Annotated in this window: 19 protein-coding genes and 1 pseudogene; all 20 read left to right on the top strand. The window is 65.4% G+C overall.

Going from position 1 to position 14,185, the window contains the following annotated elements:
* The first annotated feature begins 74 nt into the window (after positions 1-74).
* Positions 75-314, top strand: a complete 240-nt coding sequence (locus tag GVL12_RS01195; protein ID WP_159910806.1) for a BolA family protein — start codon at positions 75-77, stop codon at positions 312-314.
* Positions 315-381: 67 nt separating this feature from the next.
* Entirely contained in the window at positions 382-1,644 is a 1,263-nt protein-coding gene (murA, locus tag GVL12_RS01190) for a UDP-N-acetylglucosamine 1-carboxyvinyltransferase (RefSeq protein ID WP_159910805.1), read from the top strand.
* A complete protein-coding gene (gene hisG / locus GVL12_RS01185) occupies positions 1,644-2,288 on the top strand; it encodes an ATP phosphoribosyltransferase (protein WP_159910804.1) in 645 nt (214 codons plus the stop codon). Before murA ends, hisG begins: the two co-directional genes overlap by 1 nt.
* Positions 2,289-2,316: 28 nt before the next feature.
* Positions 2,317-3,630, top strand: a complete 1,314-nt coding sequence (hisD, locus tag GVL12_RS01180; protein WP_159910803.1) for a histidinol dehydrogenase — start codon at positions 2,317-2,319, stop codon at positions 3,628-3,630.
* Positions 3,631-3,767: 137 nt separating this feature from the next.
* Positions 3,768-4,010 carry a DUF6364 family protein gene (locus GVL12_RS01175; protein WP_159910802.1) on the top strand — a complete coding sequence of 81 codons (243 nt, stop codon included), beginning with the start codon at positions 3,768-3,770 and terminating at the stop codon, positions 4,008-4,010.
* Positions 4,007-4,480 (top strand): PIN domain-containing protein, encoded by a 474-nt coding sequence (locus GVL12_RS01170; RefSeq protein ID WP_159910801.1) that lies wholly within the window; start codon positions 4,007-4,009, stop codon positions 4,478-4,480. Before GVL12_RS01175 ends, GVL12_RS01170 begins: the two co-directional genes overlap by 4 nt.
* Before the next feature lie 4 nt (positions 4,481-4,484).
* Positions 4,485-5,597, top strand: coding sequence for a histidinol-phosphate transaminase (locus GVL12_RS01165; RefSeq protein ID WP_159910800.1), 1,113 nt, complete (start codon positions 4,485-4,487; stop codon positions 5,595-5,597).
* Positions 5,594-6,220, top strand: coding sequence for an imidazoleglycerol-phosphate dehydratase HisB (gene hisB / locus GVL12_RS01160; RefSeq protein WP_159910799.1), 627 nt, complete (start codon positions 5,594-5,596; stop codon positions 6,218-6,220). The genes GVL12_RS01165 and hisB overlap by 4 nt, the downstream gene beginning before the upstream one ends.
* 54 nt (positions 6,221-6,274) lie before the next feature.
* Positions 6,275-6,937 (top strand): imidazole glycerol phosphate synthase subunit HisH, encoded by a 663-nt coding sequence (gene hisH, locus GVL12_RS01155; protein ID WP_200843432.1) that lies wholly within the window; start codon positions 6,275-6,277, stop codon positions 6,935-6,937.
* 48 nt (positions 6,938-6,985) lie between these two features.
* Positions 6,986-7,723, top strand: coding sequence for a 1-(5-phosphoribosyl)-5-[(5-phosphoribosylamino)methylideneamino]imidazole-4-carboxamide isomerase (gene hisA / locus GVL12_RS01150; protein WP_159910797.1), 738 nt, complete (start codon positions 6,986-6,988; stop codon positions 7,721-7,723).
* A gap of 131 nt (positions 7,724-7,854) precedes the next feature.
* Positions 7,855-8,730 carry a D-hexose-6-phosphate mutarotase gene (locus GVL12_RS01145; protein WP_200843404.1) on the top strand — a complete coding sequence of 292 codons (876 nt, stop codon included), beginning with the start codon at positions 7,855-7,857 and terminating at the stop codon, positions 8,728-8,730.
* Between the two features lie 17 nt (positions 8,731-8,747).
* Positions 8,748-9,764 carry a UDP-glucose 4-epimerase GalE gene (galE, locus tag GVL12_RS01140; RefSeq protein WP_159910795.1) on the top strand — a complete coding sequence of 339 codons (1,017 nt, stop codon included), beginning with the start codon at positions 8,748-8,750 and terminating at the stop codon, positions 9,762-9,764.
* 31 nt (positions 9,765-9,795) lie between these two features.
* Entirely contained in the window at positions 9,796-10,596 is an 801-nt protein-coding gene (gene hisF / locus GVL12_RS01135; protein ID WP_159910794.1) for an imidazole glycerol phosphate synthase subunit HisF, read from the top strand.
* A gap of 25 nt (positions 10,597-10,621) precedes the next feature.
* Positions 10,622-11,011: a phosphoribosyl-AMP cyclohydrolase gene (gene hisI, locus GVL12_RS01130; RefSeq protein WP_159910793.1), complete on the top strand. Its 390-nt coding sequence runs from the start codon at positions 10,622-10,624 to the stop codon at positions 11,009-11,011.
* A 6-nt stretch (positions 11,012-11,017) separates the two neighbouring features.
* A pseudogene (locus tag GVL12_RS01125) lies at positions 11,018-11,383 on the top strand (phosphoribosyl-ATP diphosphatase); the annotation flags it as partial.
* A 32-nt stretch (positions 11,384-11,415) separates the two neighbouring features.
* Positions 11,416-11,808 carry a hypothetical protein gene (locus GVL12_RS01120; RefSeq protein WP_159910791.1) on the top strand — a complete coding sequence of 131 codons (393 nt, stop codon included), beginning with the start codon at positions 11,416-11,418 and terminating at the stop codon, positions 11,806-11,808.
* Positions 11,809-11,865: 57 nt separating this feature from the next.
* Positions 11,866-12,222 carry a histidine triad nucleotide-binding protein gene (locus GVL12_RS01115; RefSeq protein ID WP_159910790.1) on the top strand — a complete coding sequence of 119 codons (357 nt, stop codon included), beginning with the start codon at positions 11,866-11,868 and terminating at the stop codon, positions 12,220-12,222.
* A gap of 221 nt (positions 12,223-12,443) precedes the next feature.
* Complete coding sequence (gene tatA / locus GVL12_RS01110; RefSeq protein ID WP_159910789.1) at positions 12,444-12,692, top strand: Sec-independent protein translocase subunit TatA; 249 nt, start codon at positions 12,444-12,446, stop codon at positions 12,690-12,692.
* Positions 12,693-12,712: 20 nt separating this feature from the next.
* Entirely contained in the window at positions 12,713-13,201 is a 489-nt protein-coding gene (gene tatB, locus GVL12_RS01105) for a Sec-independent protein translocase protein TatB (RefSeq protein ID WP_159910788.1), read from the top strand.
* A gap of 114 nt (positions 13,202-13,315) precedes the next feature.
* A complete protein-coding gene (gene tatC / locus GVL12_RS01100) occupies positions 13,316-14,119 on the top strand; it encodes a twin-arginine translocase subunit TatC (RefSeq protein WP_159910787.1) in 804 nt (267 codons plus the stop codon).
* Positions 14,120-14,185: the final 66 nt, after the last annotated feature.

The raw sequence follows: 14,185 nt of genomic DNA, 5'->3' as shown, positions 1-14,185 counted from the left end.
TGTTTGCCCCCCTTCCCCGGCCCGCGTGGCCGAGGCTTCGCAGGCCGCGACAGCGGCGCTGCGCGAGATCTGACATGACTGCCGACCAACTCAAAGCCATCATCAGCGCAGGCCTGGCCTGCGAACTCCTGGAAGTCGAAGGTGACGGAAGTCACTGGTACGCGACCATCGTCAGCACCGCGTTCGAAGGCCAGCGCCCGCTGCAGCGCCAGCGCCTGGTCTACGCCACGCTGGGCAACCGCATCCAGACCAATGAAGTCCACGCGCTGTCGATGAAGACTTTCAGCCCCGCCGAGTGGGCCGACAAGGCCTGAAAGCTGCGAGCAACGCCTTCGCGCCTGCGTTCAAGGCCGTTTTAACTTTTATTTAGGCCTACCAGCCATGGACAAACTCTTGATTCGCGGCGGTCATCCGCTGCACGGCGAGGTCTCGATTTCCGGCGCCAAGAACGCCGCCCTGCCCGATCTGTGCGCAGCGCTGCTCACGGACGAGCCTGTGGTGCTGCGCAATGTGCCGCGTCTGCAGGACGTGGCGACCATGCTCAAGCTGATCCGCAACATGGGCGTCGAAGTCGAGCATGCATCCGACGGTTCGGTGCGCATAGACGCCAGCCGCCTGTCCACGCCCGAAGCCCCGTACGAGCTGGTCAAGACCATGCGCGCGTCGGTGCTGGCGCTGGGCCCGCTGCTGGCGCGCTTTGGCGAAGCCACGGTGTCGCTGCCCGGTGGTTGCGCGATCGGCTCACGCCCGGTCGAGCAGCACATCAAGGGCCTGCAGGCCATGGGCGCGCAGATCGTGGTCGAGCACGGCTACATGATCGCCAAGCTGCCCGCGGGCCGCACGCGCCTGCAGGGCACGCGCATCACGACCGACATGGTCACCGTGACCGGCACCGAGAATTTCCTGATGGCGGCCGCGCTGGCCGAAGGCGAGACCGTGCTCGAGAACGCGGCCATGGAGCCCGAGATCGTCGATCTGGCCGAAATGCTGATCAAGATGGGTGCGCGCATCCAGGGCCATGGCACGAGCCGCATCACCATCCAGGGCGTCGAGCGCCTGCATGGCTGCGATCATCAGGTGGTTGCCGACCGCATCGAGAGCGGAACCTTCCTGTGCGCCGTCGCGGCCACGGGCGGCGATGTGCTGCTGCGCCATGCGCGTGCCGACCACCTCGGCGCCGTGCTCGACAAGCTGCGCGACGCGGGCGTGCATATCGAGGAAGTCGCCGATGGCCTGCGCGTGCAGTCCCATGGCCGCCTCAAGGGCCAGAGCTTTCGCACCACCGAATACCCGGGTTTCCCGACCGACATGCAGGCCCAGTTCATGGCGCTGAATGTGATTTCCCACGGCGCGGTGTCGGTCACCGAAACGATCTTCGAGAACCGCTTCATGCATGTCAACGAGCTGGTGCGCCTGGGCGCGAAGATCCAGATCGATGGCAAGGTGGCGCTGGTCGAAGGCGTAGAACGCCTGTCGGGCGCGACCGTGATGGCTACCGACCTGCGCGCGTCGGCCAGCCTGGTGATCGCCGGCCTGGTGGCGACGGGCGAAACCGTGGTCGACCGCATCTACCACCTCGACCGCGGCTACGACTGCATGGAAGCCAAGCTGCGCGCGATTGGCGCCGATATTGAAAGAGTCTGATGATTACCCTTGCCCTGTCCAAAGGCCGTATTTTTGAAGAAACCCTGCCCTTGCTGGCCGCGGCCGGCATCGAGGTGCTCGAGGATCCGGAAAAATCGCGCAAGCTGATCCTGCCAACCAACCAGCCCGACCTGCGCGTGGTGCTGGTGCGCGCCACCGACGTGCCGACCTACGTGCAGTACGGCGGCGCCGACCTGGGCGTGACCGGCAAGGACACGCTGATCGAACACGGCGCCCAGGGGCTCTATCAGCCGCTCGACCTGTGCATCGCCCAGTGCCGCGTGAGCGTTGCCGTGCGCGCCGATTTCGACTATGCACTGGCCGTGAAACAGGGCTCGCGTCTCAAGGTCGCGACCAAGTACACGGCGATCGCGCGCGACTTCTTCGCCAGCAAGGGCGTGCACGTCGACATGATCAAGCTCTACGGCAGCATGGAACTCGCGCCGCTCACGGGCCTGGCCGACGCCATCGTCGACCTGGTGTCCACGGGCAATACGCTCAAGGCCAACCATCTGGTCGAAGTCGAGCGCATCATGGACATCAGCTCGCACCTGGTCGTCAACCAGGCCGCGCTCAAGCTCAAGCAGGCGCCCATGCGCCGTCTGATCGACGTGTTCGCGCGCGCCACGCAGGCCCAGGCCTGAATCCACGCCCCCATTGGAGCCGGAAAAAATGAAAGCCACGCCCCTTCGCCTGCGCACCGACAGCGCCGATTTTGAAACCGCCTTCCAGGCCCGCCTGCACTGGTCGGCCGACACCGATGCGGCCATAGAGCAGCGTGTGGCCGACATCCTGGCCGATGTGCAAAAGCGCGGCGACGCCGCGGTGCTCGAGTACACACAGCGCTTCGACGGCCTCGCGGCTGCGGACATGTCGGCGCTCGAACTCACAGCCGCCGAACTCAAGGCTGCGTTCGACGGCCTGCCCGACGTCCAGCGCGCAGCGCTGCAGTCGGCCGCCGAGCGCGTGCGCCGCTACCACGAGGCGCAGAAGAAGGCCTGTGGCGAAAGCTGGAGCTACCGCGACGAGGACGGCACGCTGCTGGGGCAGAAGGTCACGCCGCTGGACCGCGTGGGCATCTACGTGCCCGGCGGCAAGGCCGCCTATCCGTCGAGCGTGCTGATGAATGCGATTCCGGCCCATGTGGCGGGCGTCGCCGAAATCATCATGGTCGTGCCCACGCCCCAGGGTGCGAAGAACGCGCTGGTGCTGGCCGCGGCCCATGTGGCCGGCGTGCACCGCGCGTTCACCATCGGCGGCGCCCAGGCCGTGGGCGCGCTGGCCTACGGCACGCAGACCATACCCAAGGTCGACAAGATCACCGGCCCGGGCAATGCCTATGTCGCCAGCGCCAAGAAGCGCGTGTTCGGCACCGTGGGCATAGACATGATTGCCGGGCCGTCGGAAATCCTGGTGCTCGCCGACGGCAGCACGCCCGCCGAATGGGTGGCGATGGACCTGTTCAGCCAGGCCGAGCATGACGAACTCGCGCAAAGCATTCTGCTGAGCCCCGACGCGGACTACATCGACGCCGTGCAGCGCGAGATCGACCGCCTGCTGCCCGAGATGCCGCGCGCGGCCATCATCGCCAAGAGCCTCAACGACCGCGGCGCGCTGATCCTCACGCGCGACATGGACGAAGCCTGCGCGATCAGCAACCGCATCGCGCCCGAGCATCTGGAAGTCTCGAGCCAGGATCCGCACCGCTGGGAGCCGCTGCTGCGCCACGCGGGCGCGATCTTCCTCGGTGCCTATACCAGCGAATCGCTGGGCGACTACTGCGCTGGCCCCAACCATGTGCTGCCGACCAGCGGCACGGCGCGCTTTTCCTCGCCGCTGGGCGTCTACGACTTCCAGAAGCGCTCGAGCCTGATCGAAGTCAGCGAAGCCGGCGCGCAGACGCTGGGACGCATTGCCTCCGTGCTGGCGCATGGGGAAGGGCTGCAAGGCCATGCGCGTGCAGCCGAAATGCGCTTGAAGGACTGATTTTTCTGGCGCCAGCCAGAACGCAGCCAAGCCACGGTCTTTCAGTAAACCGTGGCTTTTTTATTTGCTGTCAACAAAGCACGAAAACCGTGAAGCACGAAGTTCGTGTCACACGAATTTCGTGTAAACTTCCATCCATGAAGAACGTGACCATCACCGTGGACGACAACGTGCTCGAATGGGCCCGGGTCGAAGCCGCGCGGCGCGGCACCAGTGTGTCCCGCATGGTCGGCGACTTCTTGGCCGAAATGCAGCGCCGCGAAGACGCCTACGAGCGCGCCTACCTCGCCTGGCGCACCGACGAGCGCACCTGGGACGCGCGTGACACCAGCGCTGCAGCGCGCAGCGTGTGCTTTGCGCGCACGGGAGACGCCGCATGAGCCGGGCCAGCCCGCTGCGCCAGCCGGTGTTCGTCGACACCTCGGTACTCGTGAGCGCCGAGAACACCTCCGATCCCGCGCACGCCGCCGTGCTTTCCTGGCTCGATCTTCTATGGCGCGAGCGCCTGGGCCGCGTGAGTTCGCAGGTGCTCGCCGAGTTCTACGAGACCGTGACCGGCGCGCGCCAGCGGCCCATGCCCCAGGGTGATGCGCGCGCGGCCATCCGCCGCTATCACACCTGGACGCCGTGGCAGATCGATGCCGCCACGTTCGAGACCGCCTGGGCCGTCGAGGCCCGCCACCAGTTGGCCTGGGGCGATTGCCTGGCGCTGGCCGCTGCCCAGCACAGTGGTTGCGAGACCCTTTTGTCGCTGCAGCTGCCGCACGGCGCGCAGTTTGGCGGTGTGCAGATCATTCATCCCGTCCAGCAGCCCGTCGTGGCCTTGGCTGGCGCCGGGGCACAGGACTGAAGTCATGACAGAACCCCAGAATCTCTCGCGCGCCCTGGAGCGCATCCGCGCTGATGTGCGTGCCATGCACGCCTATGTGGTGCAGCCCGCGACCGGCATGCTCAAGATGGACGCGATGGAAAACCCGTTCGGCCTGCCGCCCGCGCTGCAGGCCGCGCTCGGCGCGCGCCTGGGCGCCTTGCCGCTGAACCGTTATCCCGGCGAGCGGCTCGAGGACCTCAAGCAGGCGCTGATGGACTACGCGGGCGCGCCCGCGGGCTCCAGCATCCTGCTGGGCAACGGCTCCGATGAAATCATTTCGCTGCTGGCCCTGGCCTGCGCCCAGGCGGGCCAGCGCGCCAAGCTGCTCGCGCCCATGCCGGGCTTCGTGATGTACCCGATGAGCGCGCAGTTGCAGGGGCTGGACTTCGTCAACGTTTCGCTCGACGCCGATTTCGAGCTCGATGAAGCGGCGATGATTGCGGCGATCGCCGCGCACCGCCCGGCCATTACCTATCTCGCCTATCCCAACAACCCCACGGCCACGCTCTGGGACGAAGCCGTGGTGCAGCGCGTGATCGACGCTGCTGGCGAGCACGGCGGCCTGGTGGTCATGGACGAAGCCTACCAGCCGTTCGCCAGCCGCAGCTGGATCACGCGCATGCACGCCGAGCCCGAGCGCAATGCGCATGTGCTGCTGATGCGCACGCTCAGCAAGTTCGGCCTGGCCGGTGTGCGCCTGGGCTATCTGATCGGCCCCGCGGCCCTGGTAGGCGAGATCGACAAGGTGCGCCCGCCCTACAACGTGAGCGTGCTCAATGCCGAAGCCGCGCTGTTTGCGCTCGAGCACACCGAGGTGTTCGCGGCCCAGGCCGCCGAGCTGTGCGCGGCGCGCGGCGAACTGCTGGCCGCGCTGCGCCGCCTGCCCGGCGTGCACAAGGTCTGGGACAGCGAAGCCAATATGGTGCTGATCCGTGTGACCGATGCCCCAGCGGCCCATGCGCGCATGAAGGCGCGCGGCGTGCTGGTGAAGAATGTTTCGGCCATGCACCCCTTGCTTGACCAATGTTTGCGTCTGACCGTGGGCAGCACGGCCGACAATGCCCTTATGCTTGCCGCACTGGAAGCTTCGATATGACCTCCTCCGCCCTCATTCCCTCCACCTCCGCCGCGCCGCGCATCGCCGAAGTCAGCCGCAACACGGCCGAGACCCGCATCAGCGTGCGCATCAACCTCGATGGCACGGGCCAGAACCAGCTCAATAGCGGCATCGGCTTTCTCGACCACATGCTCGAGCAGATCGCGCGCCATGGCCTGATCGACATGGACGTGCAGTGCGAAGGCGACCTGCACATCGACGGCCACCACACGGTCGAGGACATCGGCATCACGCTGGGCCAGGCCTTTGCGCGCGCGGTCGGCGACAAGAAGGGCCTGCGCCGCTACGGCCACGCCTACGTGCCGCTCGACGAAGCGCTGTCGCGCGTGGTGATCGACTTTTCGGGCCGTCCGGGCCTGCACATGGACGTCAAGTTCACGGCCGGGCGCATCGGTCAGCTCGACACGCAGCTGGTCTACGAGTTCTTCCAGGGCTTCGTGAACCACGCCGGTGTCACGGTGCACATCGACAATCTCAAGGGGTTCAACGCCCACCACCAGTGCGAGTCGGTGTTCAAGGCGTTTGCGCGCGCGCTGCGCGCAGCGCTTGAAATTGACCCGCGTGCGGCCACCACCATTCCCTCGACCAAGGGTTCTCTGTGAAAATGGGGGCAAATGCGCACTGATACGCGCACGAGTCCTGTTCCAGCTATGAATATGCAAGCAAATACCGTCGCCGTGGTCGACTATGGCATGGGCAATCTGCGCTCGGTCTCGCAGGCCGTCAAGGAGGCTGCGAAGGGCACGGCTTGGCAGGTCGTGGTGACCGCTGACCCCGACATGGTGCGCACCGCGGACCGCGTGGTGCTGCCCGGCCAGGGTGCGATGCCCGACTGCATGCGCGAGCTCGCAGATTCGGGCCTGCGCGAGCCGGTGCTCGAAGCCGCGCGCAGCAAGCCGCTGTTCGGCGTGTGCGTCGGCATGCAGATGCTGCTGGACCACAGCGAGGAGGGCGATACGCCCGGCCTGGGTCTGATTCCTGGCGTGGTGCGCAAATTCCAGCTCGAAGGCCGTACCCAGCCCGACGGCAGCCGCTTCAAGGTGCCGCAGATGGGCTGGAACCGGGTCCATCAATGTGTCCAGGGCGGCCAGCCGCATCCCATCTGGCAAGGCGTGCCCGACGACAGCTTTTTCTATTTCGTCCACAGCTTCTATGCTCAGCCGCTTGCGGCCGCGCATTGCGCGGGCGAGGCCGACTACGGCGGGCGCTTTGCCGCGGCCATCGCCCGCGATAATATTTTCGCCACCCAGTTCCATCCCGAGAAAAGCGCCGACCAGGGCCTGGCCCTGTTTCGCAATTTCCTGCACTGGAAACCCTGATTCCCGTTCCCCGCCGGCCCCGCCGGCAATCTTTCCTCTCCAATCATCATGCTGCTCATTCCCGCCATTGACCTCAAGGACGGCCACTGCGTTCGCCTCAAGCAGGGCGACATGGACCAATCCACCACTTTCGGTGAAGACCCCGGGGCCATGGCCCGCAAGTGGGTCGACGCGGGCGCGCGCCGCCTGCATCTGGTCGATCTCAATGGCGCGTTCGCGGGTGTGCCCAAGAACAATGCGGCGATCAAGTCCATTCTGGCGGAAGTCGGCAGCGAGATCCCGGTGCAACTGGGCGGCGGCATACGCGACCTCGACACCATCGAGCGCTATATCGACGCCGGCATGCGCTACGTGATCATCGGCACGGCCGCGGTGAAGAACCCCGGCTTCCTGCAGGATGCCTGCACGGCGTTCGCCGGCCACATCATCGTGGGCCTGGACGCCAAGGACGGCAAGGTGGCCATCGACGGCTGGAGCAAGCTCACGGGCCAGGACGTGATGAGCGTAGGCAAGCGTTTCGAGGACTGGGGCGTAGAGTCCATCATCTATACCGACATCGGCCGTGACGGCATGCTGTCGGGCATCAACATCGACGCCACGGTCAAGCTCGCGCAATCGCTGACGATTCCGGTGATCGCTTCAGGCGGCCTGGCCGGCATGAGCGATATCGAGCAGCTGTGCGCCGTGGAAAAAGAAGGCGTGCAGGGCGTGATCTGCGGCCGCGCAATCTACTCAGGCAACCTCGATTTCGCGGCCGCGCAGGCGCGCGCCGATGAGTTGGCTTGAAATGAAGCACCCCCTGAGCCGCTTCGCGTCTTCCCCCTCTCAACCTTCGGTGGAGGGGGACGGCACCCTCGGTGCGGGGCGGCCCTTCCTCGGTGCCCCTGGGTTGACGCATGCCCGATTTAGGGGGCGCGGTGAGTGCTGATTCAAGTCCTACTGCCGTTGCCGCTGACTGGCGGGGCCTTGCGGCCATTCGCCTGATGCTGCCCGGCGGTGACAGCGCGCTGGTCGCGCTCCAGGGCGCGCAGGTGCTATCCTGGGTCAAGGGCGGGCAGGAACAGCTGTTCCTGAGCCCGCACGCGGCGCATGATGGCCACACGCCTATCCGTGGCGGCATCCCCGTGTGCTTTCCGCAGTTCAATCAGCGCGGCCCGCTGGTCAAGCATGGCTTCGCGCGCACGCTGGCCTGGCAGGCCAGCGCCGACGAGGCCTGCGTCGACGGCGACGGCCTGCGGCTCACGCTGCGCCTGCAGGACAATGCGGCGACGCGCGCGGTCTGGCCGCATGCGTTCGCAGCCGAGCTCGGCGTATGGCTGCAGCCCGCGGCGCTGACCGTGGCGCTGACAGTTCACAATACGGGCGATGCGCCGCTGGCCTTCACGGCCGCGTTACATACCTATCTGCGCGTCGACGAGGTGACCGAGACCACGCTGTCCGGACTCGAAGGCCTGGTGTACTGGGATGCGGTGGCCGATACCCATCCGCGCCAGCAGGGTGCGCTGGCCTTTGGTGGCGAGCTCGACCGCGTCTACCCCCGGCCCGCGCAGGCCATGGAGCTGCATGCAGGGGGCCAGCCACGATTGCGCATACTGCAGGACCCGGCCTGGGCCGATACCGTGGTCTGGAATCCCGGACCGGTGCTGTGCGCGCGTCTGGCCGACATGCGGGCCGACGGTTACCGGCATATGCTGTGCGTCGAGGCCGCGGCCATCGATGCGCCCGTGGTGCTGGCAGCGCAGGGCCGTTGGCAGGCGGCGCAGCGGCTCGCGCATCTGCCGCGTATGGAATAGACCACAAAGGAAATAATGTGATTCTTGTGACAGGCGGAGCCGGCTTTATCGGCTCACATACCTGCGTGGAACTGGCTGCGGCCGGCGAAGCGTTTGTCATTCTTGACAACTTCAGCAACAGCCAGCGCGGTGTGCTTGACCGCCTGGAGCAGATCACCGGCCAGGCGCCACTGTTCGAGCAAGGCGATGTGCGCGATGGCGCGCTGCTGGCCCGGCTGTTTGCGAAATATCCTATCGACGCGGTGATCCATTTCGCCGCGTCCAAGGCCGTGGGCGAGTCGGTGGCCAAGCCGCTGGCCTATTACGACAACAACGTCGCGGGCACGCTGACGCTGCTGCAGGCCATGCAGCAGGCCGATGTGCGCACACTGGTGTTCTCGTCGTCGGCAACGGTCTACGGTGAACCCGCAGCCCTGCCGATCGAAGAGCATTTCCCTTTGTCGGCGACCAACCCCTACGGCCAGACCAAGCTGATGATCGAGCAGGTCCTGGCCGATCTCGATGTCGCCGAACCCGCAAAGTGGCGTCTGGCGCGACTGCGCTATTTCAATCCCGTCGGCGCGCATGAAAGCGGCCTGATCGGCGAGGACCCGCAGGACATTCCCAACAACCTGCTGCCCTTCGTCGCCCAGGTCGCGACCGGCCAGCGCGCGCAATTGCGCGTGTTCGGCAACGATTACCCCACGGTTGACGGCACGGGCGTGCGCGACTATATCCATGTCACCGACCTCGCCCAAGGCCACCTCGCTGCGTTGCGCTATCTGCGCCAGCAGCCCGGCCTGCTGACTGTGAACCTGGGCACGGGCCGCCCTGTCTCTGTGCTTGAAATGGTGGCCAGCTTCGCGCGGGCCAGCGGCCGTGAAATTCCTTACGAGATCGTTGACCGGCGCCCCGGCGATGTGGCTGAATGCTGGGCCGATCCGGCGCTGGCCGAGCGCTTGCTGGGCTGGCGCGCCGAACTGGACCTCGACCGCATGTGCGCCGATGCCTGGCGCTGGCAGGATGGCGAAGCCCGCCGCCGCGCCGCCGTCTAGCTTTTTCTCCTCTTCAACAGACCTCAGCGCCATGCTTGCCAAACGCATCATTCCCTGCCTTGACGTGACCGGAGGCCGCGTCGTCAAGGGCGTCAATTTCGTCGAGCTGCGCGATGCCGGCGACCCGGTGGAAATCGCCGCGCGCTACAACGGCCAGGGCGCGGACGAACTGACGTTCCTCGACATCACCGCGACCAGCGATGGCCGCGACCTGATCCTGCCCATCATAGAAGCCGTCGCCAGCCAGGTGTTCATTCCACTCACGGTGGGCGGGGGCGTGCGCACCGTCGAGGACGTGCGTCGACTGCTCAACGCGGGCGCCGACAAGACCAGCTTCAACTCGGCGGCGCTGGCCAATCCCGACGTCATCAACGCGGCTTCGCAGAAATACGGCGCGCAGTGCATCGTGGTCGCGATCGACGCCAAGCGCCGCACGCCCGAAGACGCGCAGCGCGTCGGTGCCAATGGCCTGCCCGTGGGGCCGGGCTGGGATGTCTACAGCCATGGCGGGCGCAAGAACACCGGGCTCGACGCCGTGCAATGGGCCAGCGAGATGGCACGCCGCGGCGCGGGCGAAATCCTTCTGACCAGCATGGACCGTGACGGCACCAAGTCGGGCTTTGACCTCGCGCTCACGCGCGCCGTGAGCGACGCCGTGAGCGTGCCCGTGATCGCTTCGGGCGGCGTGGGCAATCTCGACCACCTCGCCGATGGCGTGCAGCAGGGCGGCGCCGACGCGGTGCTCGCGGCCAGCATCTTCCACTATGGCGAATACACCGTCGGCCAGGCCAAGCAGCGCATGGCCGAACGCGGGATTCCTGTGCGGCTGTAAGCCGCAAATAACCGACAATCAAAGCATGAACTGGCTAGATCAAGTGAAATGGGATGCGCAGGGCCTGGTGCCCGTGATTGCGCAGGAGCACGCCACGGGCGATGTGCTGATGTTTGCCTGGATGAACCGCGAGGCCCTGGCCAAGACGGCGGAGTTGGGCCGCGCGGTGTATTTCAGCCGCTCGCGCAACCGCCTGTGGTTCAAGGGCGAGGAATCCGGCCATGTGCAGCAGGTGCATGAAATGCGCCTGGACTGCGACAACGACGTGGTGCTGCTCAAGGTCACCCAGCAGGGTCACGAGCCCGGCATCGCCTGCCATACGGGCCGCCACAGCTGTTTCTACAGCGTGCTCAAGGACGGCATCTGGACCCCTGTGGACCCGGTGCTCAAGGACCCTGAATCCATTTATCGGTGAATGTTTATGACTGCTTCTGAGAATTTTTCGGCTTCGAGCGAAGGCGCGCTGGCGCGGCTGGCCGCGGTGATTGAAAGCCGCAAGGCGGCCAATGGTGGCGACCCCGAAAAAAGCTATGTGGCGCGGCTGCTGCACAAGGGCCCCGACGCCTTTCTGAAGAAGATAGGCGAGGAGGCCACCGAAGTGGTGATGGCCGCCAAGGACGCAGACCATGGCGGCGACAAGAGCAAACTGCTGTACGAAGTCGCCGATCTCTGGTTTCATACGATGATTGCACTGTCCCACTACGGGCTGCAGCCCGCGGAGGTCATTGCCGAACTCGAGCGCCGCGAAGGCACGAGCGGCATCGAGGAAAAGGCCTTGCGCAAAGCCCACAAGCGCGCCATGGAAGAAGGAGAAGTCGCATGCGTGATGACATCGTCGAAGTCCGTGCCGTAGACCCCCAGCAGATGGAAGGCCTCAAGGCCTGGGGCTGGGTCAGCTATGTGCTGCACCTGATCGTCGCTGTGGCCGCCGTCGTGCCCAGCGCCCAGCCCAGCATCGTGCTGCTGGTGATCGCCCTGGTCATCGACCTGGTCAAGCGCAGCGATGCCACCGGTACCTGGCAGGCCAGCCATTTTTCCTGGCGCATCCGCAGCGTGATCTGGGCCGGCATCCTTTACCTGATCACGGCGCCGCTGTGGCTGCTGTTCTTCTTTCCCGGCTGGATCGCCTGGGTGGTCATCTCCATCTGGTTCCTGTACCGCATCGTGCGCGGCATGGTGGCGATGAACAAGAATCAGGCCATCCAGGCCTGATCACCCTGATTTCCGCACGCGGCCGCCGCGCTCCATTCACCTGTGTTTCCCACTGACATGCACGACCCAGACTGCCTTTTCTGCAAAATCATTGCCGGCCAGATTCCCTCGCGCAAGGTGTACGAGGACGATCAGGTCTTTGCCTTTCATGACATCCATCCGGGCGCGCCCATCCACTTCCTGATGCTGCCGAAAAAGCACATCGCGTCGCTGGCCCAGGTGCAAGCCGAGGACGCCGGCCTGCTCGGCCACATGCTCGCGCTCGCGCCGCGCCTGGCGCAGGAGCAGGGCTGCAATCCGTACCCGGAAGGCGGCTTTCGCGTGGTGGTCAACACCGGCACCGAGGGCGGCCAGGAAATCCACCACCTTCACATGCACATCATGGGCGGCCCCCGCCCATGGTTAAAAGGGTGACCCCCTGAGCGGCTCGCGCCGCTTCCCCCTGAAGGGGGACGGCACCCTCGTTGCGGGGCGGCCCTTGCTTGGTGCCCCCACGCATGGGTCATGCCAGTTCCGGGGGGCGGGAGTCGCGCAAGCGCCCTGGATAACTGTACCGGTCACGTGACAAAAAGGGCGATTCATCAACGCTTCACGCGCGCCCGTCTAAAATGTTCTGAATTCGTTAGGAGATACTCATGGGTTCCTTTTCCATCTGGCACTGGCTGATCGTGCTGCTCATCGTCGTCATGGTGTTCGGCACCAAGAAGCTCAAGAACCTCGGCTCCGATCTCGGTGGCGCCGTGAAGGGTTTCAAGGACGGGGTCAAGGACGGCGGCACGGATGCAGCGGCAGCGCCCGGCGCTGCGCCCACTCCCGGTCAGGTTGCCAACCAGACCGCGGCTGACAAGACCACGATCGACGTCGAAGCCAAGCAGAAAAGCTGAAGCGCTGAGGCGCTGCTTTCATGATTGATATTGGCCTGTCCAAGATGGCGCTGATCGGCGCGGTGGCATTGATTGTCATCGGGCCGGAAAAGCTGCCGCGCGTGGCGCGTACCGTGGGGACCTTGCTGGGCAAGGCCCAGCGCTATGTCGCCGATGTAAAAGCCGAGGTCAACCGCTCGATGGAGCTCGACGAGCTCAAGAAGATGAAGGAAACGGTGGAAGGGGCGGCGCGCGATGTCGAGCAGACCATTCACACCAGTGCCAGCGACTTCGAGAAGGACTGGAACGCCAGCACCGGCGACGGGCTCGATAACGCGTCGGGCAGCTACACGTCTTCCTATGAAGACTCCGCTCGTGGCGTCGTGCCTGCCTACGCCCAGCCGCGCAAGAACTGGCGGCTCAAGCGCACGGCCGTGCCCCAGTGGTACAAGGCGCGCGCAGGTGTGCGCAGCAAGGCACAATCAGGCGCTGCCCGCGTGGCGCGCTTTCGTCCGCAGAAATTCCGCTGAGCCCGCTGCCGGGCAGCAGGTCTGGGGCGATGGCGCAGCGCAGGCACCGCGCTGCGTGCTTTTTTACTGGTCTTCCCGAAAAGTGTCAGGGCCTGACGGCCCGCAATCCCCACCATGTCAGACATTCCATCCAAAGACGACGAGCTGGCCGGCACCGAGCAGCCATTTGTGCAGCACCTGCTGGAGCTGCGCAACCGCCTGCTTTATTGCATTTACGGGATTGCCTTGGCGGTGGCGCTGCTGGCGCTGTGGCCCGGCCCCAACGGGCTGATCGATTTCATCGCCCAGCCGATCAGGGCGCATATGCCGCCCGACGCGAAGCTGATCGCGGTCGGCGTGTTCACGCCATTTTTCGTGCCTATCAAGGTGCTCGGCATGGTGGGCGTGCTCGCCGTGCTGCCGTGGATCATGTACCAGATGTGGGCCTTTGTCTCGCCTGGTCTGTACAGCCATGAAAAGCGCTTTGCGCTGCCGCTGATCCTGTTCGGCAGCCTGCTGGCCTATGTCGGCATTGCCTTCGTGCAGTTCTTCGTGCTCGACAAGATGTTCGGCTTCATCCAGGGTTTCACGCCCGACAGCGTTGCCGCGACCCCGGATATCGCGTCCTACGTCGAAGCCATCCTGTCGCTTTATCTGGCCTTCGGCCTGGCGTTCCAGGTGCCCATCGTGGTGATGCTGCTGGTGCGCTTCAAGCTCGTCGAGATCGAGAAGCTCAAGGCCTTCCGCGGTTACTTCGTGGTGGTGGCATTCGTCATCGCGGCGATTGTCACGCCGCCGGATGTGATTTCACAACTGGCGCTTGCGATTCCCATGTGCATCCTGTACGAGGTCGGCATTCTGGGAGCGGGCTGGTTCAGCCGCGTCTCGCGCTCGCCCGATAGCGAGGAAGAGGAAGCTTCCACTTCGACGGACAAGTAATCCGGCGATTGAGGACATGAAAAAAGCGGCCATTGGCCGCTTTTTTCGTTGGTGCCGTCATGGTTC

Origin of the sequence: Pantoea sp. 18069 (genome assembly GCF_902706035.1) — a bacterium.
Lineage (GTDB): Bacteria > Pseudomonadota > Gammaproteobacteria > Burkholderiales > Burkholderiaceae_C > Comamonas.
The sequence above is the reverse complement of the archived record's forward strand: the minus strand, read 5'-3'. Positions and strand labels throughout refer to the sequence as shown.

Bases quoted from the DNA above. Each gene is read 5' to 3' on its own strand.
- murA (WP_159910805.1), top strand. From the start codon at position 382: ATGGACAAACTCTTGATTCGCGGCGGTCATCCGCTGCACGGCGAGGTC.
- GVL12_RS01120 (WP_159910791.1), top strand. From the start codon at position 11,416: ATGCGTGATGACATCGTCGAAGTCCGTGCCGTAGACCCCCAGCAGATG.
- GVL12_RS01170 (WP_159910801.1), top strand. From the start codon at position 4,007: ATGAGCCGGGCCAGCCCGCTGCGCCAGCCGGTGTTCGTCGACACCTCG.
- GVL12_RS01195 (WP_159910806.1), top strand. From the start codon at position 75: ATGACTGCCGACCAACTCAAAGCCATCATCAGCGCAGGCCTGGCCTGC.
- tatB (WP_159910788.1), top strand. From the start codon at position 12,713: ATGATTGATATTGGCCTGTCCAAGATGGCGCTGATCGGCGCGGTGGCA.
- hisI (WP_159910793.1), top strand. From the start codon at position 10,622: ATGAACTGGCTAGATCAAGTGAAATGGGATGCGCAGGGCCTGGTGCCC.
- tatA (WP_159910789.1), top strand. From the start codon at position 12,444: ATGGGTTCCTTTTCCATCTGGCACTGGCTGATCGTGCTGCTCATCGTC.
- hisA (WP_159910797.1), top strand. From the start codon at position 6,986: ATGCTGCTCATTCCCGCCATTGACCTCAAGGACGGCCACTGCGTTCGC.
- hisF (WP_159910794.1), top strand. From the start codon at position 9,796: ATGCTTGCCAAACGCATCATTCCCTGCCTTGACGTGACCGGAGGCCGC.
- GVL12_RS01165 (WP_159910800.1), top strand. From the start codon at position 4,485: ATGACAGAACCCCAGAATCTCTCGCGCGCCCTGGAGCGCATCCGCGCT.
- hisH (WP_200843432.1), top strand. From the start codon at position 6,275: ATGCAAGCAAATACCGTCGCCGTGGTCGACTATGGCATGGGCAATCTG.
- hisG (WP_159910804.1), top strand. From the start codon at position 1,644: ATGATTACCCTTGCCCTGTCCAAAGGCCGTATTTTTGAAGAAACCCTG.
- hisD (WP_159910803.1), top strand. From the start codon at position 2,317: ATGAAAGCCACGCCCCTTCGCCTGCGCACCGACAGCGCCGATTTTGAA.
- tatC (WP_159910787.1), top strand. From the start codon at position 13,316: ATGTCAGACATTCCATCCAAAGACGACGAGCTGGCCGGCACCGAGCAG.
- hisB (WP_159910799.1), top strand. From the start codon at position 5,594: ATGACCTCCTCCGCCCTCATTCCCTCCACCTCCGCCGCGCCGCGCATC.
- GVL12_RS01175 (WP_159910802.1), top strand. From the start codon at position 3,768: ATGAAGAACGTGACCATCACCGTGGACGACAACGTGCTCGAATGGGCC.
- GVL12_RS01115 (WP_159910790.1), top strand. From the start codon at position 11,866: ATGCACGACCCAGACTGCCTTTTCTGCAAAATCATTGCCGGCCAGATT.